The sequence below is a fragment of the Rhizobium sp. RHZ01 genome, assembly GCF_014851595.1.
GTDB lineage: Bacteria > Pseudomonadota > Alphaproteobacteria > Rhizobiales > Rhizobiaceae > Rhizobium > Rhizobium altiplani.
In genome coordinates, this window is sequence record NZ_JACUZZ010000044.1 from 1 (window position 1) to 21,271 (window position 21,271).

Genomic DNA, 21,271 nt, shown 5'->3' on the forward strand with positions numbered 1-21,271 from the left:
CCTCGCCAAACACCTCAAGGCGCTCCGATGGCGAACGCCCTATCAAGCAATCTGCAACGCCTGGACAAGGGACCCGTCAATCTTCAAAATCAATCCGCACCATCTCATTCCGGGACCACACACCTAGTGCGCGCTGTAGGCGCCATCCACGAGATGGTAGCTGCCGGTGATGAAGCTTGCCTGCTCCGACAATAAGAAACAGACGAGAGCTGCCACTTCTTCGGGCGTGCCGCGCCGGCCCATCGGCTGCAGTGCTTCCATGCGACGGCTGCTCGCAATATCACGATGTTCCGATGAGAGTGGTGTCTCAATCCAGCCGGGACCGACCGCATTGATGCGGATTCCCAGGCGGGCATATTCTATCGCCGCCGCCTTTGTCAGTCCCACGACGCCGTGTTTAGCCGCCGTATAGGCGCATGCGATCGGCAGTGCGACGGCACCGAGCACGGAGGATACATTGACGATCGCACCGCCGCCGCGGGCCAGCATCGCTCCGATCTCGTATTTCATGCAGTAGAAAACGCTGTTGAGGTTGACGTCCATCAGCTTGTGCCAGTTGTCGAGCGGATAATCTCCCGTCGCCCTGCGCACGCCGTCGACGCCGGCATTGTTGACCGCAAGATGGAGGCCGCCGCAGGTTTCGGCGACCGTTTTGACCAGCTTTTCAACAGCTGCAGCATCGGTCACGTCGACCGCAAAATGGCGAGATTTGCCTCCTTTTTCGCGAATCTCCGTTGCAACCCGCTCCGCTGCTTCCACATTGATATCGGCGACGACAACTTCCGCGCCCTCCTCGGCCAACTGACGGGAGATGGCCGCGCCAATGCCTGAGCCGGCGCCGGTGACGATCGCTACTTTTCCTTCGAAACCAAGATTCATCGTTATTTGCTATCGCTCCCCTGCGACAAGGTCAATTCAAACGCGAACAGCTGCCAACCTCCCGGAAGCCCCGCGAAACGCGCCGGCGCCGCGGCGCTAAGCGTCTCAACCTAGCTTCGCGGCGCCCATTGCCGCAAGAGGCGCCCTCCGACACGGCGACATTATGAAGAACTTATACAACGACAGGGAGGTTTCTGCACAGAAGAGCGCTTGAGCGGTCCACCGATGACTTGGCCTGAATACAACAGGATGCTAAAGGAAAGCGATAGGGCTCACCATAATCAGCAGGTAACGATGGATAACGACCATATTACGCGCCGTGGCCTAGTCTTGGGCTGTGTGGCATTGATGACCTCTGGATGCACCACGGCGAGTTGGCCGATAGGGTCTCCCTTTTCTTCGAATGGCGTCAGCTACCGCAACCGGCGGCGTGAGGTTGCATATTCGGGCGGCGAGGCGCCGGGCAGTATCGTCGTCAACACCTACGAACGTTACCTCTACTACGTTGAGGACGAAGGCCGCGCGACACGCTATGGCGTGGCAGTCGGCGAGGAAGGTCTTACTCTGAAGGGCAATGCCGTTGTCGGGCGGAAGGCCGAGTGGCCATCGTGGACGCCGACCGCGAGCATGATCGAACGCAAGCCGCGTTTGGCGCAGTATGCTGGGGGCGTTCCCGGAGGGGAAAACAACCCTCTGGGCGCCGCGGCGCTTTATCTTTACCAAGGCGGGCGGGATACCTATTTCCGGATCCACGGAACGAACGAGCCCTGGCTGATCGGACAGGCCGTGTCGAATGGTTGCATCCGCATGACCAATGAAGACATCGTTCACCTCTACGGCCGGGCGCCCATTGGGACCGGCGTTTTGGTCGTATGATACTTACATTTTGTATCGATATTGCCACCCTCTGTTAGCTTTGCGCGTCGCCTGTGCGACGCGACGGCTAGGTGTGCCCTTTCTGCACTTGGCTTGTCGCTAATTTACCGCTATTAGTAGAATCGTTGCCTTCGATAACCTATTCCATGCTAACGGAGAGGAACTACTTGATGAGCAGAATCCTAATCATGTGCCTTGTTGCTTTGTTTTCCGTTTCGAGCCTGACGGCTTGCGGAGCAGTTGGTAAGGGCAAGGGCAAAGCCCCACCACCGGTGGCAGAAGCCCCGATCACCAAGTAACATCTGACTTTTGAGTAAGGGGGAGGGACTTTGTGGCCCCTCCCCCAAATCGTTGTCGGAGCCAGGCTGCCTAATGCGCAAATGCGCAACCCTAGGCTGGCATTTCTGTTTGGGTGTCTGTGCTCTTCGATCTCGGAGATGAAGCGTAGCATGACGCTTGCTAAAGGCCACCTATCCCTCCTGATTCTCACCGCGCTCGCGCTCACATCCTGCCAATCTGACGACAAGCCACCGCAACCGAGGTACACCTCGAACGCCAGCGGTGCACAAGTCGCTAAAGCCTCCCAGCGCGAGGGGCAGTATTTCATCGAATTCCGTTCACGCTATGCGCTGACCTATGGCCATACCTATGCGGTGTTCGGACGCCTGAACAAGGCTGGCGGAATGATCAATCCGCAGGTCGCCGGGCTTGCGCCGGCTTCTCCCGACGCCGCGCCTTACGTACTCGGGCATTTCATCCCCGTTCCGGCGTCGACCGGGGCCACGGATGGCGATCTTGAAGAAGCCTATCGTTCGGCAAGCTGGCGCATCCTGCTCACCGAAGCGGAGTACAACAAGACCGTCGCTTACATTCGTGACCTGCAGGCCAAATCGAAGATGTGGCAGGCCACCGTCGACAATTGCAACAATTTCGTCGGCGAGATCGCAAGTTCCATGGGATACAAGACGCCTAGCATCTGGCTTCGTCCGCAAGAGTTCATTACAAAGCTCCGAGAGATGAATACGTGATGCGGAGCGAGCCGTCGGGTCGTTCGGCACCATAGATGGCAGGCGTAGAAGGGCTCCGGTGATCTGAATTGAGCGTCACTCTCATTGGCAAAATCATGTGGGTGCTTGGCATCATCGCCTGGTATGCCATTCGCTATCCTTCGGAACGCCGCGCGAGGCGCACGAGGGTCGTCAGCGACCGGCGCTCCGGTGTGGAGGCGGCGGGTCTTACGGCTGCGTTGATAGGGCTTGCCTTTATTCCAGGCTTCTACGTCGCAACCGGAAAGCCAGCAGCCGCCGACTACCCTGCTCATCTGTGGGCAGTGATTCTCGGTGCTCTATTGTTTTTCACGGCCATGTGGGTCTTCCGCAGAACGCACAAGGCGCTTGGCCGCAACTGGTCGATCACGCTGCAGATCCGCGAGAAACACGAGCTGATTTCCCACGGCCCCTACGCGCTCGTCCGCCATCCGATGTACACCTCCTTTCTGCTGATGGCGCTTGGCCAGGCCTTTCTGCTCGCGAATTGGGTCGTTGGGCTGGCGGGCCTGATCGGCTTCGCAGTCCTGTTCTTTTTGCGGGTAGACAAGGAGGAGCGGATGATGCTGGAGATTTTCGGTCCCGAGTACCGCGCCTACATGGACCGGACGAAGCGAATTATCCCCTACATCTACTAGAGGACGCAGGATGCGGGGACGCGCCGTCAAGCTTTCGCCATCACGACGTCTGGTCGGAGACCTGATGCGGTTCTCGATCGGCGTGCCGCGCGTCACGGTGCAGCGGCAGATGAATCTCGCGCCGCTACAGCAAGCGAGGATGGCGCAGCAGAGCAAGACGTCCTGGACGGTGTTGTTCCTGAAGGGCTATGCCCTTCTCAGCCAGGACGTGGCGGAGTTGCGGCGTGCCTATGTCAAGCTGCCCCGGCCGCAACTCTACGAATATCCGGTCAGTGTCGCCTCCGTTGCGCATGAGCGCGAGCAGGAGGGCGAGCGAATCGTTCTGCTGAGCACGATCAAGGATCCGGAGCATCGGTCCATTGCCGAGATCGAGGGACATTTTCTTGCAGCCAGATCAAAGCCGATCCATGAGATCAAGGAATTCCGCAGGGCGCTGAAATTTGCGCGCGCACCCGGCCCGATCCGATGGCTTCTGATGTGGCTTGGGCTGAACCTTGGCCGTCAGCGCGGACGGCGCTTCGGCACATTCCAGCTGTCGGTCTATTCGGGCCTGGGGGCGGAGTCGTTGAACCCTCTAACGCCGCTGACCACCATTTTCAATTATGGCCCGATCTCCGAAGACGGAACGGTCACCGTGCGCATCCACTATGATCACCGGGTCATGGATGGCGCGAACGTTGCCCGTGCGCTCGTTCGCTTCGAAAGTATCCTGAATGGGGCGATTGCCGACGAAGTCCGCGGGATGGCTTCAGGCGAAGCGATCCCCGATGAGGCGGTGTCGGGGATGGCACCATGACAGACGAACAGCGTGAAGCATTGCGCCCCGCCGTCGTCGTGGTCGGTGGGTCCCGTGGCATCGGCCGGGCGATTGCCAAGGTGGCGGCCCGAGAAGGTGCGACGGTCGTCCTCGTTGCGCGGTCGCTGGATGGACTGGAGGCGGCTGCGGATGATGTGAAAACGGCAGGCGGCCCAGCATTCACTCTCTCGCTCGACCTGCTTGCGGCCGACGCATCGGCGCGGCTGAAGGACTTCCTTACGGCCAACGGCCTTGTTTGCGAGGTGCTGGTCAACAGCGCCGGCTATGGTTTGCGCGGTGCGGCAACGACACTGCCGATTGCCGACCAGCTTGGCATGGTCGACCTTAACATCCGGGCACTCACTGACCTGACCCTGCACTTCCTGCCGGGTATGGTGGCGCGTGGCCGCGGCGGCGTGCTCAATCTCGGCTCCATTGCGGGTTTCACGCCGGGTCCGAACATGGCGCTGTACTACGCCAGCAAGGCCTTCGTCCGCTCCTTCTCGGAGGCGCTGCATCAAGAGGTCAGATCAACCGGCGTGACGGTTACCTGCGTTGCGCCTGGGCCCGTTGCGACGGAGTTTCTGGAGCGGTCTGGTGCTGGTCGGGCGGCTCTGTTCAAGATCCTGCCCAAGCTCAGCTCGGACTATGTGGCCGAGCGCGCCTGGCGCGGGTTCAAAGCCGGACGCCGTCTGGTGATTCCAAGCCTTTCGGCGAAGCTGGTCGCCTTCGTGGCATCGTCGCTGCCATCGGCCGTGAAGGTGCCCTTGATCGGTCGCCTGCAACGGCGCAGTCGCGACCTGTGTCCATGCGGCTCGGGCAAGCCTTTCAAGGAGTGCTGTGGCTCGAGACAGGCGCGTCGAGGGGTCTGACCCTCGCGACCTCTATTAGCCAGGGCGTTTCGCCAGCATCATGTAGTTCACATCCATGTCCTTCGACAGATTCCACTGGTTTGACAGCGGATTGAAGAAGACGCCCGTGCGATCGATGATCGAAAGGCCATTGTCCGCAACCGGCTTTTCGATCTCTTCGGGACGGACCAGCTTCTCATATTGATGAGTGCCGCGCGGCAGCCACCGCAGGATATTTTCTGCCGCAAAGATGGCGAGCGCGGCGGCCTTCATCGTCCGGTTGATCGTTGCGACGAACATCAAGCCACCCGGGCGAACCATCTTTGCGCAGGTGCCCAGGAAGAAATCGACGTCGGCGACGTGTTCCACGACCTCCATGTTGAGAACGATGTCGAAGGTTTCGCCGGCCTCTGCAAGCTGTTCGGCCGTGACGGCACGGTAATCGACGGATACGCCTGAGGCTTTCGCATGGGTCGAAGCGATGCCGATGTTCTTTTCCGATGGATCTGCACCGACGACGCTGGCACCCATGCGGGCCACCGGCTCCGAGAGCAAACCGCCACCGCAGCCAATGTCGAGGACGCGAAGACCCTCTAGCGGCCTTGGGGAACGAACGTCGCGGCCGAAGTTTTCCGCTGCCTTATCGCGAATATAGGCGAGCCGCACGGGGTTGAACTTGTGCAGTGGCTTGAATTTACCGGTGGGGCTCCACCATTCGGCCGCCATCGCCGAAAAGCGGTCCACCTCTTCCTGGTCGATCGTGCTTTTTGCCGCTTCGCTCATGCTTTTGTCCTCGCATTCGTTCTGAGTGAAGTCGGACGAAGCTGTGAGGAAGTCAAGAGCTGACCGCGGGCGTGGTGTCGCAAGCAACTCCCGGTGAAGGCGAAAGCCGTACTCCCTACACCAAGAAGATGAGAAGACGTTAAAGTTAACAATATGCTAATATACTGACAGTTTATCGGGGGTCGACCATGTCTCGCTTCTGTGGTGCTGTCGCTGCAGGTGTCTTCTTTGCTTTATTCGGTCCGCTGCAGGCTTTCTCCGCCGAGCCGGTTGGGCAGGCAACACTGATTCGAACCGAGGTTTCAGGCGAGACCGGCCCGCTGGTTGTGCGATCCCCCGTCCATAAGGACGAGCGCATCCGCACATCGCAGTCCGGCCTTGGACAATTCATCTTCAAGGATGGCACCAAACTGGCTGTCGGTGCGGGGTCGACGGTCGTGATCGACAAGTTCGTTTATGACGATTCGGCCTCCGTGAAGAGGCTTTCGATCAAGGCGGCGAAAGGCACGTTCCGCTGGATCAGCGGCAATTCAGCCTCGTCGGCCTACTCGATTGTAACTCCGGCCGGCACGATCGGGGTGCGCGGAACGGCGTTCGATTTCTACGTCGGCCCGAACGGTACGACGGCGATCGTGTTGTTGAACGGTGCCGCAAGTTTCTGCGGCCCAGGGGGCTGCAAGCAGTTGCGTCAGCAATGCGACTGCGTGGTCGCAACCCGCGGCGGCCGAATGACGGATCCGAGCAAGGTCGATCGCAGCACGCTGCAGACACTGAGTAATCCGCGAGCGTTGCCCTTCCTGTCCGGCGATCAGCAGCTTTCGGGCGCGCTCGGCGGCATTCGCACCAGTTGCGGGCTGGCGTCCCTGCGCCAGGACCGTCAGGACCGGCCCCGGCCGCAGCGGCAGGAGCGGCCGGCGCCGCAGGCACCCCAGGCGCCGCAGCAGGCGCCACAGGCACCTCAACCGTCCCAATTGCCGCAGACACCGCAACAGCTCCCGGACACGCCGGATCCACCCGACAAGCCGGACAAGCCTGATCACCATCACCACCACGACCGTGACCACCATCACGACTGGGATCACCATCGCGGTTGGGATCACTTCGGTCGAGGCCCTTTTGACCGCGACCGTGGGCGCAATTGGCGATGATGAGACCACGATCGCGATGGGTCGTGGTCGTAAGAGCCGCAATCAGGGTTCGAGGTGAAGCTTGGTTTCATGCGGCAGAGCCGCGCCAATACCGTCATCGTCATTGCCGGGACTGTCGCGGAAGTGGTCCGCCCGGCGCCCGAGGCGGCTATAGAATTGGGGCAGGGTCGCGGTTAGCTCGGCTGACTTGAGCTTGGCGATATTGAGCAGCTTGCGTGTCTCCGCCGAATGGGCGCGGAGCGCGGCGACAAGCTCCGTATGAATGCGATGCATCTCGGCAAATGCACTTGAACCGCGAACGTGCTCGCCACCGACAACGGCATAGAGGCGCGCCCGGCTACTCTTGCCTTTCAGTCCGAGCAGGCCGGCGTCGAGGAGTGCGAAATGCGCCAGTTCGCCAGCCGTGGTTTCCGAGACGAGAATGTCGAAGCCAACTTCCTTGCAGGCGGATTCGATGCGCGCCGCGACGTTGACGGCGTCGCCGACGGCGGAATAGTTGAAGCGTGTTTCGGCCCCCATGTTGCCGACGCAGGCAAGGCCGGTGTGAATGCCGACGCCGATACCGACCTGATACTCCGGGCCGAAGCCGAAAGCATCGGATGCGTTGAGCGAAGCGAGCGTCTCACGCATGGCAAGGGCGGCGCGTACTGCCTTGGCAGGATGATTTTTGACGTCCACCGGGGCGTTCCAGAAGGCCATGATCGAGTCGCCGATGAATTTGTCGAGCGTCCCTTCATTGGCCGTCACGTGGCGGCTCAACGCATCGAGCAGCGTATTCAGGAAGCGGACGACTTCGGCTGGCTGCAGTCGTTCGCTGAGTTCGGTGAAGCCGCGCACGTCGACGAACATCACCGTCAGTTCGCGGTCGTCGCCGCCGAGCCGCATCGCATCGCGGCTGTGCTCGATCCGAAAGAGCAGCGAGGGTGAAAGATACTGCCCGAAGGCACGGCGGACTGCGCGCCGCTCGCGGTCGATAACGAGGATGCGGAATGAGGTGGCGGCGAAATGGGTGATTGAGCCGGCAATGATCGGCGCGAGTGGATCGAGCAACAGGCCCCAGGCGGAAAAGGCAAACCAGGAGGCCGCAAGCGCCAATGCCGTCAGGCATAGGCCGCAGGCAAGCGCCACAGCCGGGCTGACGAAGGTCGTCAGCACCACCAGGAGCGTACCCAGGATGGCAATCGCAAGAATTTCCAGTCCATCCGCCCAATCGGGCCGGGAGAGAAAGTGGCCGGTCAGGATCTGTTCGACGGTTTGGGCATGCATGGAAACACCAGGGACGTTCTGGCCGAGCGCCGTCGTGCGAATATCCTGCAGACCAGCCGAGGATGTGCCGACAAAGACGATGCTTCCTTCGATGGCGGCAGCGACCTGCGGATCGACGCCTTGTGGCGCCAGGATCTTGCCGGCGGAGATATAGCGTTGCGGGACATCAGGACTGATATACAGCCACAACTCACCGCTCGCAGTCACCGGTATGACGAACTCACCGATCTTGACCGATGTCAGTGTATCGGGAGCCTCGGGGGCGGCTGCCAACACATAGGTCGAAGCGCCCTGGGCGACACGCAGCGCCTCGATCGCCAGATTCGGATAGAGCTGCTCCCCATCCGTCAGAAAGAGCGGGACCTTGCGTACGACAGCGGAGGGATTGCCGGGATTGAGGCTGATGTGGCCGAGACCTGTCGCATTGAGCTGCAATTGCGGGCGTACCGGTGTCGCTGCGTCGAGCCGGGGCGGCGCGTTGACGGGGCTCTCGCCGGTGAAAGCGAAGCCTGCTTTGACCGGTGGCCGATAGTTACCCTCCGTCGTCAGGCCGAAGCCGAGCACCACGGGGCGTCCGGCGATCGCTTGGGCGAAAAGCTCGTCATTGTCGGGTAGTCGCCTCAGCAACGTCGGGTCGACGCCGGCGACATCGCGCATGACAGTGCGCGGCGAGAGACGGTCCGGTTCTGCAAACAGCACATCGAAGGCGATCGCGGCGGCTCCCAGATCGGACAGGCGCTCCACGAGAAGCGCCAGCCGGTCGCGCGGCCAGGGCCACTGGCCGAATTCCTTGAGCGAGGCCTCGTCGATATCGATGATGCGGACCGGTGTCGGCTCAAAGGCGCGCGGTGAGATCCGCTGATATTCATCAAATGTGACGTCGCGGATTTGCCGCAGCAGTGGTGGATCGCTTGCCCGCAGCATTGTGAACGCCGCGACGATGGCGAGGCCAATAATAACGCCGATTTGCTGCGCACGCGTCATATGCAATCGGAGCCCTCGGGCCTGGAACCAAGTGGCGCCGGCGATAAAGGAGGCGCATTTCCGGGCGCGACTAGGCTGCCTGTTTCCACCGCGCGATGCAACTGCGCCTTTCGAGCAAATCAGCGACGCTGTTCAGTCGGTCGGAAACTCCTTGCCCAGGCGATACGGGTTGTTGGTCTGCGAAGCTGCAGCCTCTGAATTCTCCAACGTCAGCATGCGCTTGTCATTTGCTCTGCGCGGCCCAAGAAAGGGCCTTCGCTCGGTCTCCGTCGCTCGCAGCGTGCTTCGAAGGCGCAGTAGGTCCTTCCGCGCAATCAAGCCATGAAGCTTGGCGATCTGTGGATCGACGATCGGGATGCGGCCGGAGCCAGTCGACAACATCAGGTCAGCGACATATCCGACCGTATCGTCAGGATGTGCCGCGGGGATAGATGCGTCGGACACCATGTCGTCGAGACGTTGGTCGGAAAACGCGGCTGCGTCCTGCCATCGCAACGCATCGCTACCGGAGACCAGTCCCTTGAGGACACCGCTGCCGTCAACGACCGGATAAACCCGGTGCGTTCTTGCAGGCGTCGCGAAGAAGGCGCAGGCATCGCCGACTGTCATGCTTGCTGCAAGCGTGTCGACCTCCTTGATCATGATCTCGCGCGCACGCGTCAATTCGAAGGGATCAATGCCGTATTCTCGCGTGATGTGTTGGCCGCGCCGTGCGATCTTTTCGGTGAGGATCGACCGGCGAAGAAGGAGAACGGTCACCACGTAGGCTGCTACCGTGGCCGCCAGGAGGGGTACCAGCATCGAAACGTCGCCGGTGAGTTCGACGGCAAAGAACGTGCCCGTCAGCGGTGCGCGCATCGTTCCTCCCATCATTGCGGCCATGCCCAGCAAGGCCCAGAATCCCGGGTCGCCGGGAAGCACCAGGCCGACCAGCCATCCGAGGGCTCCTCCGAAGATCAGCAGCGGCGCGAGTACGCCACCGGATGTGCCCGATGACAGCGCCACAAGCCAGATGAATGCTTTCACAAGCAGGACCGCCAACACGGCCGACGGCAGAAGAGTGCTGTTCAGCAATCCTTCGATGATGTCGTAGCCGACTCCGAGGGCGCGAGGCTCGATCAAGCCGCCGAGGCCGATGATCAACCCGCCAATCGCCGGGCGCCACATCCAATGGATCGGCAGGGCCGAGAAGAGATCTTCGATCTTGTAGAGCATCGTCGTCAACAGGCCGGATTGCAGCCCCGCAATAATCCCCATCGCAGCGCAGAGCGCGATGCCCCACCAGGGAAGGTCCATGTGAAATTGCTTGGGAAAAAGAGGGCCGGCCTGGAACAGGAAGGGGCGCCAGCAGATCGACACGCAGGCCGCGATGGCAACGGGGATGAAGCTTCTGGGCTTCCATTCGAAGAGCAGCAATTCTACGGCGAGCATGACTGCGGCAATCGGTGAACCGAAGATTGCGGTCATGCCGGCGGCCGCACCCGCGACGAGGAGCGTCTTGCGCTCGGCCGAGCTCAAGTGGAAGCATTGCGCGAAGAGCGATCCGATGGCGCCGCCCGTCATGATGATCGGCCCTTCGGCGCCAAAAGGTCCGCCGGTGCCGATGGAGATCGCCGACGAGAGCGGCTTGAGAATCGCCACCTTCGGCGACATCCGGCTGCCACCAATCAGGATCGTCTCGATTGCCTCGGGGATGCCGTGACCGCGGATCTTCTTGGATCCGAAGCGGGCCATCAGCCCGATAACAAGGCCGCCAAGGATGGGAATGGCAACCATCCATACGGAGCGCGGTGCATCAGCAAGCGAGGTGGCGGCAATACTGAAACGCCCGAACCACACGAGACTGGTGACCAGCGAAATCAGGCTCACCAGGACCCAGGCGGCGAACGCACCGCCGGAGCCGACCACCACGGCCATGCCGACCAGCGCGAGAACGCGTTTGTCCGTCGTAAAGTCCCCGGCCTCGCGCCGCGAGAGGCCGCCGGTAAAGTCATGTGGCCGGTGAGGGGTCGATTGCTCGTACATGGAGGATCCCGTTGAAACGCTTCTGTTCGACGTTGCAAATATATCGTGATACGATATAAATCAACAAGCAGATCTGGAGGCAGAAATGGTGTCGGGCAAAAACGGCAGCTTATCGGATGTTGATTATGCCGCGTTGGCCAACCTGAGGTACAGAATTCGAAAATTTCGCCAATTCAGCACCAAGGCGGCGGAGAAGCTCGGTCTATCGCCGCAACAGCATCAGGCACTACTCGCGATCAAGGGACTGGGAAGCGGAGAACAGATGAGCGTTTCAACCTTGGCGGCGCGACTCTTCGTCCCGGCTGCATCTGCAGCCGAACTTACGCGCTCGCTTGAGGGACGTGGCTATGTCACTATCGAAGTGAAGCAGAGGCGCCGGACTATTGTGCGGTTGACAGACAAGGCGGAAGAGATATTGCGACGGCTGACGCCTGCGCATCTTTACGAGATCCGGGAGATGGCTCCCGAACTCATGCTGGCGTTGCGCGTGCTCCAGGATCATCGAAGAATGGAAGTCGCCGCATGGATGCAATGATGGCCACGAGGGATCTGCATTGAGGACACCCGGAGAACGACTGACCGACGCCGACTACGAGGCCTTGTCCAATCTGCGCTACACCTTGCGCCGCTTCATGGATTTCAGCACGTCCGCGGCACAAGAGGAGGGGCTCCCAACGCAACAGCATCAGGCATTGCTGTCGATCAAGGGCCATCGCGGCGAAGACTCGATGACGATCGGAATGCTTGCTGAACGGCTGCTGATCGCGCCCCATTCGGCAACGGAGCTCGTTGGACGTCTGGTCACAGCCGGCTACGTGTCGCGTCGCACGGATCCGAACGACAAGCGCCGGCAGACATTGGAGCTCACCGACAAGGCAGAGCATGTGTTGAAGCGCCTGACTGCTATCCATCTGACGGAAATCCGGGAGATGGCGCCGCAGCTGATTGACATCCTCAGGAAGCTGCAGGACGAAATCGAGCGTTGAAGGGAAGTCTCAGACCTCCGGCAGATTTCTCTCCTCTGCTGCGCTGCCAAACGCCCTCGAGGCTGAGGAGGCCTAGCCGGGGTGGCAGCTGCCACTTTTACCCGCCAGTTCCAGGGTGTCGCATTCTCCTTTCCACACCTTGCCACCCCCCAACAAACTCGCTAAGAGACGCGGCAACTTGGGCCCTTGGGGTGCAAGGCTCTAGAAGGGTTCCAGAAACTCCCAATTCCGGGCTCTTCGGCCATGCGGCTCCATGCAGGGTTCGTGATGCCGGGTCTGGCTTTGGTCTCTCTCGGCGCTAGGTCGTGGTAGAGGCATATGGCACGCATCGTAATGAAATTCGGCGGAACGTCCGTCGCTGATCTGGACCGCATCAAGAACGTTGCCCGCCATGTGAAACGTGAAGTCGACGCCGGCCACGAAGTGGCGGTGGTCGTCTCCGCCATGTCCGGCAAGACCAACGAGCTGGTCGGGTGGGTGCAAGGCACGCCAAAGGTCGTCGGCGCCAATTCACCTTTTTACGATGCGCGCGAATATGATGCCGTTGTTGCATCGGGCGAGCAGGTGACCTCCGGCTTGCTCGCGATCGCGCTGCAGGCGATGGATATCAATGCCCGCTCTTGGCAGGGTTGGCAGATCCCGATCCGTACCGACAACGCCCATGGCGCCGCCCGCATCCTCGATATCGATGGCTCCGACATCATCAAGCGTATGGGCGAGGGGCAGGTTGCCGTCATCGCCGGCTTCCAGGGTCTTGGGCCCGACAACCGCATCGCGACGCTCGGCCGCGGCGGCTCCGATACGTCGGCAGTTGCGATCGCGGCTGCGGTCAAGGCCGATCGCTGCGATATCTATACCGACGTTGACGGCGTCTACACGACCGATCCGCGCATCGTGCCGCAGGCACGCCGCCTGAAGAAGATCGCCTTCGAGGAAATGCTCGAAATGGCGTCGCTCGGCGCCAAGGTTCTGCAGGTTCGCTCCGTCGAGCTTGCCATGGTGCACAAGGTCCGTACCTTCGTGCGCTCCTCTTTCGAAGATCCCGATGCTCCGGGCATGGGTGACTTCTTGAATCCGCCCGGAACGCTGATTTGTGACGAGGATGAAATCGTGGAACAGGAAGTAGTCACCGGCATCGCCTATGCCAAGGATGAGGCTCAGATCTCGCTTCGCCGTCTTGCCGACCGGCCGGGCGTTTCCGCTGCGATCTTCGGACCGCTGGCCGAAAGCCACATCAATGTCGACATGATCGTCCAGAACATCTCGGAAGACGGCTCGAAGACCGACATGACCTTCACGGTTCCTTCGGGTGATGTCGACAAGGCGATCAAGGTTCTGGGCGAGAACAAGGAAAAGATCGGGTACGACGTCGTTCAGAACGAAGCGGGCCTGGTGAAAGTGTCGGTCATCGGTATCGGCATGCGCAGCCACGCCGGCGTTGCCGCCACCGCTTTCAAGGCGCTGGCCGACAAGGGCATCAACATCAAGGCGATCACCACCTCTGAGATCAAAATTTCGATCCTGATTGATGGTCCTTATGCGGAACTCGCTGTCAGGACTTTGCATTCCTGCTACGGTCTCGATAAGAACTGATTCTGAACGAGTCTGCCGCGCGTTCAAGTTGTGAAGTCACGCGGCTGTCGGCCGCGAGGCTTTGATGTTTGTTTTGGAGCTTGAGACGCAATGAGAGACCTTTCCGGCGGTCCGCGCGTGCTGCTCAAGCGGCTGCGCGAGTTGATGGCGGAGCCGCTGGAGCCGCAGGAGCGTCTCGATCGGATCGTTCGCCAGATTGCAGGCAACATGGTGGCGGAGGTTTGCTCCGTCTATGTGTTGCGCGCTGACGGCGTTCTCGAGCTCTATGCAACCGAAGGTCTGAAGAAGGAAGCGGTCCACCTGTCCCAGCTCAAGATGGGACAAGGTCTGGTCGGTACGATCGCGGCATCGGCGCAGCCTCTCAATCTCTCCGACGCGCAATCGCACCCGGCTTTCCGCTACCTGCCGGAAACCGGCGAAGAGATCTACCATTCGTTCCTCGGCGTGCCGATCCTGCGCACCGGCCGCTCGCTCGGCGTTTTGGTCGTGCAGAACAAGGCGAGCCGCACCTACCGCGAAGAAGAGCTCGAAGCGCTCGAGACGACCGCGATGGTGCTTGCCGAGATGATCGCCACCGGCGAACTCAAGAAGATCACCAAGCCCGGGCTCGAACTCGACCTGACGCGTTCGGTGACCATCGACGGCGACACCTATAATGAAGGCATCGGCCTCGGCTACGTCGTGCTGCATGAGCCGCGTATCGTCGTCACCAACCTTTTGAATGAGGATTCCGAGAAGGAAATCCGCCGCCTGGGCGAGGCGCTAGGGTCGCTCCGCATCTCGATCGATGACCTTCTGTCGCAGCGCGACGTTTCGATGGAGGGCGAGCACCGCGAGGTTCTCGAAACCTATCGCATGTTCGCCCATGACCAGGGCTGGGTGCGCAAGCTCGAGGAAGCAATCCGTAACGGTTTGACCGCGGAAGCCGCCGTCGAGAAGGTGCAGAGCGACACCAAGGCGCGCATGATCCGCATGACCGATCCCTATCTGCGGGAGCGGATGCACGATTTCGAAGATCTCGCGAACCGCCTGCTGCGGCAGTTGACCGGCTATACCGGCCGCACAGCGGGGGACGGTTTCCCAAGCGACGCCATCATCCTGGCGCGTGCCATGGGTGCGGCTGAGTTGTTGGACTATCCGCGTGCCAATGTGCGCGGGCTCGTGCTGGAAGAAGGTGCGGTGACGAGCCATGTGGTGATCGTCGCGCGTGCCATGGGCATTCCTGTGATCGGCCAGGCCGCTGGCGTGGTGGCGCTCGCCGAAAACGGCGATGCCGTCATCATCGACGGCGATGGCGGGCATGTGCACCTTCGCCCCATGCCGGAGCATCAGCGCTCCTACGAGGAAAAGGTACGGTTCCGCGCCCGCCGCCAGGAGCAGTTCCGGGCGCTGCGCTCGGTCGAGTCGCGCACCAGGGACGGCCAGCGCGTATCGTTGATGATGAACGCCGGGCTGCTGGTCGATTTGCCGCAGCTTTCGGACTCGGGTGCTGAAGGCATTGGCCTGTTCCGCACCGAGCTGCAGTTCATGATCGCCTCCAACATGCCGAAGGCGGAAGAGCAGGAGCTGTTTTATCGCAATGTGCTGAAGCAGGCGGCCGGACGAGTTGTGACATTCCGCACGCTTGATATCGGCGGCGACAAGGTCGTTCCCTATTTCCGTGGCCATGAGGAAGAAAATCCGGCGCTCGGCTGGCGGGCAATCCGCCTTTCGCTCGATCGTCCGGGCCTGCTGCGCACGCAGCTGCGCGCCATGCTGAAGGCGGCGGCCGGCATCGAGCTGAAGCTGATGGTGCCAATGGTAACCGAGGTTTCCGAGATCGCCGCCGTGCGAGAACTGCTGCAGAAGGAGGTTCAGCACCTTTCGCGCTTCGGCCACGGCCTGCCGCGCAAGCTGCAGTTCGGGGCGATGCTGGAGGTGCCGGCGCTGCTCTGGCAGCTCGACGAGCTGATGTCGGCGGTCGATTTCGTCTCGGTCGGGTCGAATGACCTCTTCCAGTTTTCGATGGCGGTCGATCGCGGCAATGCGCGCGTGTCCGACCGCTTCGATCCGCTTGGCAAACCGTTCCTTAGGATCCTGCGCGACATCGTGCGGGCAGGCGAGCGCAACAACACGCCCGTGACCTTGTGCGGCGAGCTTGCCGGCAAGCCAATCTCGGCGATGGCGCTTCTCGGCATAGGCTTCCGTTCGGTTTCGATGTCGCCGGCATCGATCGGTCCGGTCAAGGCGATGCTGCTCGGTCTCGAGGTTGAGACGCTGGCGAAGGTGATGAACGAGGCGCTTGACGACACCAAGTCGGCGACTTCGATCCGCGATGTGCTTGCCCACTTCGCGGAAGCTCACAATATTCCTCTTTAGGTCAAGACAAGCAGAATCGGAGTGAAGGGTGGCGAAGCTTCCCGTTGAAAAGATGCGCGAGCTGGAACGCCGTTTTGGCGAGATCGAAGCGCGCATGTCGGCTGGCCCCTCGGCTGACGTCTACGTCAAGCTCGCCTCCGAATATTCCGAGTTGCAGCCCGTCGTCACGAAGATCCGCGCCTTCGAGAAGGCAATTGCCGAGCTTGCGGACCTCGAAACCCTGCTGAACGACAAGTCGGTGGACCGTGAGATGCGCGATCTGGCCGAACTGGAGCTGCCCGAGGTGAAGGAGCGGCTGGAGGCGCTGGAGCAGGAAATCCAGATCTTGCTGCTGCCGAAGGATGCAGCAGACGAGAAGAGCGCTATTTTGGAAATCCGCGCTGGCACCGGCGGTTCGGAAGCCGCACTCTTTGCTGGTGATTTGTTCCGGATGTATGAGCGCTATGCAGCCGCCCACGGCTGGAAGGTCGAAGTCCTGTCGTCGAGCGAAGGCGAGGCGGGCGGCTTCAAGGAAATCATCGCGACCATCACCGGCAAGGGCGTATTTGCCAAGCTGAAGTTTGAATCCGGTGTTCACCGTGTCCAGCGCGTGCCGGAAACGGAAGCCGGCGGTCGCATCCACACTTCGGCCGCGACCGTCGCGGTTCTGCCGGAGGCGGAGGAAATCGACATCGAGATCCGGCCAGAAGACATCCGCATCGATACGATGCGCTCATCCGGCGCTGGCGGCCAGCACGTCAACACCACCGACTCAGCGGTGCGCATCACCCATCTGCCGACCGGCATCGTCGTCACCAGTTCCGAGAAATCGCAGCATCAGAACCGCGCCAAGGCGATGCAGGTTCTGCGTTCGCGTCTCTACGACGCCGAGCGTCAACGGGCCGAAAGCGAGCGTTCCGCCGATCGCAAGAGCCAGGTCGGTTCCGGCGATCGCTCCGAACGCATCCGCACCTACAACTTCCCACAGGGGCGGGTGACGGACCACCGGATCAATCTGACACTCTACAAGCTCGACCGGATGATGATCGGCGAGATCGACGAGGTGGTCGACGCGCTGATGGCCGACTATCAGGCAAGCCAGTTGGCGCAACTCGGCGAGCAGCAATGAGCATGAGCGGGAAACAGGCCGAGGCTACGGTTTCCCAAATGCTGGCCGAGGCTCGCCGTCGTTTCACTGAAGCCGGTGTCGACAGTGCTTCGGCTGATGCCCGTATGCTCGTCGCAGGGCTGCTTGGACTTTCGACGACCGCCATCGTAACGCGTGGCGGCGAAACCGTCAGCACAGAGCAGATGGCAATGATCGAGCAAGCCATCGAACGCCGGCTGGCGCATGAGCCTGTTCACCGCATTCTCGGCGAACGGGAATTCTATGGCCTGCCGCTGTCTTTGTCTGCGGAAACCCTTGAGCCACGGCCTGATACGGAAATTCTCGTCGATACGATGCTTCCTTATCTGCGCGACCTTGCAAATACCGAGGGCCATATCCATATTCTGGACCTAGGAACCGGAACCGGGGCGATATGCCTTGCTCTGTTGAGCGAATGTCCGGAAGCGTCAGGCGTCGGCAGCGATATATCGGCCGATGCATTGAAGACGGCGAAATCAAACGCGGAAAGAAACGGATTGCAGGATCGCTTCGAAGCCATTCAATCCAGTTGGTTTCAGAATATCCACGGCTCGTTTCACGCGATTGTCTCAAATCCGCCCTATATCGCTTCTAAGGTCGTTCACACTCTCGCTCCCGAAGTGACGAAATTTGATCCCCATGCCGCACTGGATGGCGGCCGGGATGGCCTTGACGCCTACAGAACCATCGCCAAGGATGCGGCAAGGTTCATAAAGCCGAACGGCGTTGTGGGACTTGAGATCGGCTACGACCAGCGAAACGACGTGACGGACGTTTTCGAGGCTGAAGGCTTCAAGCTTCTGGAATCCGTAAAGGATTACGGCCAGAATGACCGGGCGCTTGTGTTCGCGCTCAAGTGACGCGCGACGACTTTAAGCATTGAACAGGACATTGGTGTCATTGCGAAGAAAAGGCTTGGATTTCCACGGGAAGCAATATAGGTTGACCCCACGCGTTGGAGAGATAGGACAGAACGGTGAGACGTTCGAAACTAACTCGGCCTCGGGGGTCCGCTCTTTTAAACGAGAGCTTCAAAGGTTGAATACGACCCAATGCGTGAATCAGTCAAACTGACTTGAGAACAAGCGGCAGGTTGGCGCGAAGGCGCAGTATGCTTGCGGCACGAGGGCTCTGAGCCGGTGAACCGGCCACGGCCGTTGGTGCCATAACTCCACAACAAACAGAGAATTCAGGTGAACGATCTATGAGGCCAGGACAGCAGAACAAGCGCGGTCGCGGGCGTGGCAATAACAACGGCGGCGGCGGCGGCGGAAATAACAATAACAACAATTTCAACCGCAAGGGCGGCAACCCGTTGACGCGGACCTACGACAGCTCCGGCCCAGACGTTAAGATTCGTGGTACCGCGCAGCATATCGCTGAAAAGTACGCACAACTTGCGCGCGACGCGCAGAGTTCGGGCGATCGCGTTATCGCTGAAAACTACCTGCAGCACGCCGAACACTATAACCGCATCATTGCAGCCGCTCAGGCGCAGATGCAGGAGCGCTTCCAGCGCGACGACCGCAACGAATTCAGTGAAGGTGCGGAGCGCGATGGTGACGATGTCGAAGCCATCGACAATGACGATGTTGTCATCGTCCAGCCACCGCGTCACCAGCACGAGCATCAGCAGCGCCGTTCGGAAGAACAGTCGCAGCGTCGCAACGACGAGCAGCCGCGCCGCAACGAAGACCGCCAGCCGCGTCGCCAGGAACAGCAGCCGGCCCCGGTCGCAGCTGAAGCGCCGCAGCCCGAGGTGAACGATGGCAGCGGCCCGCAGCCGGAGATCGAAGGTATTCCGGCAGAGGTTTCGATGGACGAGGAAAGTGCTGCAGGCCAGCCGCGCGAGCGTCAGCCGCGTCGCCGCACTGCCGGTAGCCGTCCGCGTCGTCCGCGCCGCGCTGCGGAAGGCGAGGCTCCGGCCGAGGGTGAAGGTTCCGGCGATGCGCCTGTTTTGGCGGATGCCGCTTCGGAATAACCGGATCGCTTCAACGATCCGAGCTAATGGATAAAAGGCCGCTCTATGGAGCGGCCTTTTTCGTTTCTGCCGCCGTCTCGCCTCCGACCGTTAAAGTGTCGTGCATTTACCGTAACGTACTTACGTCTACGCTGTGGCTATGCCTCTTTGGTTCGCGCCGATGCATCTCATCACCAGACAACATTCCAAAAGTTCACGTTTGACGGGAGACACGCGAAATGGCCAGCGACGACAGCGTACGATCATCCTCCTCCGACGCCAGCAACCTCACGCGCCGTAATCTGCTGATAGGGTCAACAGCCCTTGCCGCCGGGGCCGCCACGGTCGCCAGCATGGTGAGTTTCGCAGCAGCCCAGGCGCAGACGGCGGCGGCACCATCCGGCAAGAAGCCGAATATTCTTGTCATCTTCGGCGATGACATCGGCATACCGCAGATCAGCGCCTACACGATGGGGCTGATGGGCTATCGCACGCCCAATATCGACCGCATCGCCAGGGAAGGCGCAATCTTCACCGATTCCTATGGCCAGCAGAGCTGCACTGCGGGCCGCGCCTCCTTCATTCTCGGGCAAGAACCATTCCGCACCGGCCTCTTGACGATCGGCATGCCCGGCGATCCGCACGGCATTCAGGACTGGATGCCGACGATTGCCGACGTGTTGAAGACGCAGGGCTATGCGACCGGCCAGTTCGGCAAGAACCACCTCGGCGACCAGGACCAGCACCTGCCGACCAAGCATGGCTTCGACGAGTTCTTCGGCAACCTCTACCACCTCAACGCCGAGGAAGAGCCGGAAGGCTACTTCTACCCGAAGGACCCGGCGTTCCGCCGGCAGTTCGGTCCGCGTGGCGTGATCAAGTCAACTGCGGACGGCAAGATCGAAGATACCGGTGCGCTCAACACGAAGCGTATGGAGACGGTCGATGAGGAATTCCTGGCTGCCGCCAAGAACTTCATCGATCGGCAAGCGAAAGCTGACAAGCCGTTCTTCTGCTGGTTCAACTCGACCCGAATGCACGTCTTCACCCATCTGAAGCCGGACTCGCTTGGAAAAACCGGCAAGGGCATTCATGCCGACGGTATGGTGGAGCACGACGGTCACGTCGGCCAGCTTCTCGAGCAGCTGGATCAGCTCGGCATCGCCGACAACACTATCGTTCTCTACACGACCGACAACGGCGCCGAGCTTGCCTTGTGGCCTGATGGTGCCCAGACGCCGTTCCACGGTGAAAAGGGCACGACATGGGAGGGCGGCTTCCGCATTCCGATGATGGTTCGCTGGCCGGGCGTCGTCAAACCCGGGACCGAGGTGAATGAGATCGTTACGCTAATGGATTGGATGCCGACATTCGCGAGCGCCGCCGGGATATCCGACATCAAGGAGCAGATGAAGGCCGGGTTCAAGTCAGGGACCAAGGATTTCAAGGTTCACCTGGACGGCTATGATCTTTTGCCTTTCCTGAAGGGTGAGGCTCAGAGCGGCCCGCGCGATGTCGTCTACTACTTCGATCAGGGCGGCAATCTCAATGCGCTTCGCTGGAACGACTGGAAGCTGAGCTTTGCCATCGCGAGCCACGGCAACATTGCCACGGCCACCCGTGAAGTCCCAGCATGGGCTATGATCGCCAACCTGCGAATGGACCCCTACGAGCGTGGCATGGAGGACGGTGGCGGAGCGATCGAGTTCCTTGCAAGGAACATGTGGCTGCTCGTTCCGATCCAGGGGAAGATCAAGGACTTCTTCTCAGACTTCGACCAGTTCCCGTATCAGGAAGGCAGCTCGCTCAATGCCAGCGGCATCAACTACGGGCTGCTTCGCCAGCAAGCGGCACTGAAGCGGTTGAATGAACTCGAGCGGCTTGCCCCGCAATAGGCAAACACCGCGACAGCCCGCGCCGGCCAAACGGCGCGGGCTGTCCTCACCAAAGAGGGAC

At 60.8% G+C, this 21,271-nt stretch carries 19 protein-coding genes and 1 pseudogene; 16 read left to right on the forward strand and 4 right to left on the reverse strand.

What is annotated here, in order from left to right; translation table 11 throughout:
* A pseudogene (locus tag IB248_RS29025) lies at positions 1-127 on the forward strand (IS481 family transposase); the annotation flags it as partial.
* Here the strand turns inward: IB248_RS29025 and IB248_RS29030 are convergent.
* On the reverse strand, positions 124-879 hold the full coding sequence (locus tag IB248_RS29030) for an SDR family NAD(P)-dependent oxidoreductase (RefSeq protein ID WP_018857856.1): 756 nt from the start codon (positions 877-879) through the stop codon (positions 124-126). The pseudogene IB248_RS29025 and the gene IB248_RS29030 overlap by 4 nt on opposite strands.
* A 294-nt stretch (positions 880-1,173) precedes the next feature.
* On the opposite strand from IB248_RS29030, the gene IB248_RS29035 reads away from it, so the two are divergent.
* From IB248_RS29035 to IB248_RS29060, 6 genes are all read left to right on the forward strand, one after another.
* Entirely contained in the window at positions 1,174-1,755 is a 582-nt protein-coding gene (locus IB248_RS29035; protein ID WP_192242061.1) for a L,D-transpeptidase, read from the forward strand.
* 170 nt (positions 1,756-1,925) lie between these two features.
* Positions 1,926-2,054, forward strand: coding sequence for a hypothetical protein (locus IB248_RS29040; RefSeq protein ID WP_037075964.1), 129 nt, complete (start codon positions 1,926-1,928; stop codon positions 2,052-2,054).
* Between the two features lie 150 nt (positions 2,055-2,204).
* Positions 2,205-2,783, forward strand: a complete 579-nt coding sequence (locus IB248_RS29045) for a hypothetical protein (protein ID WP_018857858.1) — start codon at positions 2,205-2,207, stop codon at positions 2,781-2,783.
* A 68-nt stretch (positions 2,784-2,851) separates the two neighbouring features.
* Positions 2,852-3,439: a protein-S-isoprenylcysteine O-methyltransferase gene (locus tag IB248_RS29050; protein WP_192242062.1), complete on the forward strand. Its 588-nt coding sequence runs from the start codon at positions 2,852-2,854 to the stop codon at positions 3,437-3,439.
* Positions 3,440-3,449: 10 nt separating this feature from the next.
* Positions 3,450-4,235, forward strand: coding sequence for a hypothetical protein (locus IB248_RS29055; protein WP_192242063.1), 786 nt, complete (start codon positions 3,450-3,452; stop codon positions 4,233-4,235).
* The gene (locus IB248_RS29060) at positions 4,232-5,107 is read left to right on the forward strand and encodes an SDR family NAD(P)-dependent oxidoreductase (RefSeq protein WP_113471538.1); all 876 of its coding nucleotides are present in this window, start codon (positions 4,232-4,234) and stop codon (positions 5,105-5,107) included. The genes IB248_RS29055 and IB248_RS29060 overlap by 4 nt, the downstream gene beginning before the upstream one ends.
* 15 nt (positions 5,108-5,122) lie before the next feature.
* Here IB248_RS29060 and ubiG read toward each other — a convergent pair whose 3' ends face one another.
* The gene (gene ubiG / locus IB248_RS29065; protein WP_018857862.1) at positions 5,123-5,869 is read right to left on the reverse strand and encodes a bifunctional 2-polyprenyl-6-hydroxyphenol methylase/3-demethylubiquinol 3-O-methyltransferase UbiG; all 747 of its coding nucleotides are present in this window, start codon (positions 5,867-5,869) and stop codon (positions 5,123-5,125) included.
* Positions 5,870-6,057: 188 nt separating this feature from the next.
* On the opposite strand from ubiG, the gene IB248_RS29070 reads away from it, so the two are divergent.
* A complete protein-coding gene (locus IB248_RS29070) occupies positions 6,058-7,017 on the forward strand; it encodes a FecR domain-containing protein (protein WP_192242064.1) in 960 nt (319 codons plus the stop codon).
* A 42-nt stretch (positions 7,018-7,059) separates the two neighbouring features.
* Here IB248_RS29070 and IB248_RS29075 read toward each other — a convergent pair whose 3' ends face one another.
* A complete protein-coding gene (locus IB248_RS29075) occupies positions 7,060-9,267 on the reverse strand; it encodes an adenylate/guanylate cyclase domain-containing protein (RefSeq protein ID WP_113471539.1) in 2,208 nt (735 codons plus the stop codon).
* A 132-nt stretch (positions 9,268-9,399) separates the two neighbouring features.
* The gene (locus IB248_RS29080; protein ID WP_192242065.1) at positions 9,400-11,292 is read right to left on the reverse strand and encodes a chloride channel protein; all 1,893 of its coding nucleotides are present in this window, start codon (positions 11,290-11,292) and stop codon (positions 9,400-9,402) included.
* An 85-nt stretch (positions 11,293-11,377) separates the two neighbouring features.
* On the opposite strand from IB248_RS29080, the gene IB248_RS29085 reads away from it, so the two are divergent.
* The 8 genes from IB248_RS29085 to IB248_RS29120 all read left to right on the forward strand — a co-directional run bounded on the left by IB248_RS29085 (position 11,378) and on the right by IB248_RS29120 (position 21,210).
* Positions 11,378-11,827 carry a MarR family transcriptional regulator gene (locus IB248_RS29085; protein ID WP_018857866.1) on the forward strand — a complete coding sequence of 150 codons (450 nt, stop codon included), beginning with the start codon at positions 11,378-11,380 and terminating at the stop codon, positions 11,825-11,827.
* Between the two features lie 19 nt (positions 11,828-11,846).
* Positions 11,847-12,278, forward strand: coding sequence for a MarR family transcriptional regulator (locus IB248_RS29090; RefSeq protein WP_192242066.1), 432 nt, complete (start codon positions 11,847-11,849; stop codon positions 12,276-12,278).
* 318 nt (positions 12,279-12,596) lie between these two features.
* Entirely contained in the window at positions 12,597-13,871 is a 1,275-nt protein-coding gene (locus IB248_RS29095; RefSeq protein ID WP_018857868.1) for an aspartate kinase, read from the forward strand.
* Between the two features lie 90 nt (positions 13,872-13,961).
* Complete coding sequence (gene ptsP, locus IB248_RS29100; RefSeq protein ID WP_018857869.1) at positions 13,962-16,229, forward strand: phosphoenolpyruvate--protein phosphotransferase; 2,268 nt, start codon at positions 13,962-13,964, stop codon at positions 16,227-16,229.
* A gap of 28 nt (positions 16,230-16,257) precedes the next feature.
* On the forward strand, positions 16,258-17,337 hold the full coding sequence (gene prfA, locus IB248_RS29105; RefSeq protein WP_018857870.1) for a peptide chain release factor 1: 1,080 nt from the start codon (positions 16,258-16,260) through the stop codon (positions 17,335-17,337).
* Complete coding sequence (gene prmC, locus IB248_RS29110; RefSeq protein ID WP_025661664.1) at positions 17,334-18,215, forward strand: peptide chain release factor N(5)-glutamine methyltransferase; 882 nt, start codon at positions 17,334-17,336, stop codon at positions 18,213-18,215. The genes prfA and prmC overlap by 4 nt, the downstream gene beginning before the upstream one ends.
* Positions 18,216-18,559: 344 nt before the next feature.
* Positions 18,560-19,336: a DUF4167 domain-containing protein gene (locus IB248_RS29115; protein WP_113471543.1), complete on the forward strand. Its 777-nt coding sequence runs from the start codon at positions 18,560-18,562 to the stop codon at positions 19,334-19,336.
* 218 nt (positions 19,337-19,554) lie between these two features.
* Entirely contained in the window at positions 19,555-21,210 is a 1,656-nt protein-coding gene (locus IB248_RS29120) for an arylsulfatase (protein WP_113471544.1), read from the forward strand.
* The last annotated feature ends 61 nt before the right edge of the window (positions 21,211-21,271 follow it).

What these genes read in the sequence shown, in the direction of transcription:
- IB248_RS29030 (WP_018857856.1), bottom strand. Translation starts at nt 879, where the DNA reads ATGAATCTTGGTTTCGAAGGAAAAGTAGCGATCGTCACCGGCGCCGGC.
- IB248_RS29035 (WP_192242061.1), top strand. Translation starts at nt 1,174, where the DNA reads ATGGATAACGACCATATTACGCGCCGTGGCCTAGTCTTGGGCTGTGTG.
- IB248_RS29040 (WP_037075964.1), top strand. Translation starts at nt 1,926, where the DNA reads ATGAGCAGAATCCTAATCATGTGCCTTGTTGCTTTGTTTTCCGTTTCG.
- IB248_RS29045 (WP_018857858.1), top strand. Translation starts at nt 2,205, where the DNA reads ATGACGCTTGCTAAAGGCCACCTATCCCTCCTGATTCTCACCGCGCTC.
- IB248_RS29055 (WP_192242063.1), top strand. Translation starts at nt 3,450, where the DNA reads ATGCGGGGACGCGCCGTCAAGCTTTCGCCATCACGACGTCTGGTCGGA.
- IB248_RS29060 (WP_113471538.1), top strand. Translation starts at nt 4,232, where the DNA reads ATGACAGACGAACAGCGTGAAGCATTGCGCCCCGCCGTCGTCGTGGTC.
- ubiG (WP_018857862.1), bottom strand. Translation starts at nt 5,869, where the DNA reads ATGAGCGAAGCGGCAAAAAGCACGATCGACCAGGAAGAGGTGGACCGC.
- IB248_RS29070 (WP_192242064.1), top strand. Translation starts at nt 6,058, where the DNA reads ATGTCTCGCTTCTGTGGTGCTGTCGCTGCAGGTGTCTTCTTTGCTTTA.
- IB248_RS29075 (WP_113471539.1), bottom strand. Translation starts at nt 9,267, where the DNA reads ATGACGCGTGCGCAGCAAATCGGCGTTATTATTGGCCTCGCCATCGTC.
- IB248_RS29080 (WP_192242065.1), bottom strand. Translation starts at nt 11,292, where the DNA reads ATGTACGAGCAATCGACCCCTCACCGGCCACATGACTTTACCGGCGGC.
- IB248_RS29085 (WP_018857866.1), top strand. Translation starts at nt 11,378, where the DNA reads ATGGTGTCGGGCAAAAACGGCAGCTTATCGGATGTTGATTATGCCGCG.
- IB248_RS29095 (WP_018857868.1), top strand. Translation starts at nt 12,597, where the DNA reads ATGGCACGCATCGTAATGAAATTCGGCGGAACGTCCGTCGCTGATCTG.
- ptsP (WP_018857869.1), top strand. Translation starts at nt 13,962, where the DNA reads ATGAGAGACCTTTCCGGCGGTCCGCGCGTGCTGCTCAAGCGGCTGCGC.
- prmC (WP_025661664.1), top strand. Translation starts at nt 17,334, where the DNA reads ATGAGCATGAGCGGGAAACAGGCCGAGGCTACGGTTTCCCAAATGCTG.
- IB248_RS29115 (WP_113471543.1), top strand. Translation starts at nt 18,560, where the DNA reads ATGAGGCCAGGACAGCAGAACAAGCGCGGTCGCGGGCGTGGCAATAAC.
- IB248_RS29120 (WP_113471544.1), top strand. Translation starts at nt 19,555, where the DNA reads ATGGCCAGCGACGACAGCGTACGATCATCCTCCTCCGACGCCAGCAAC.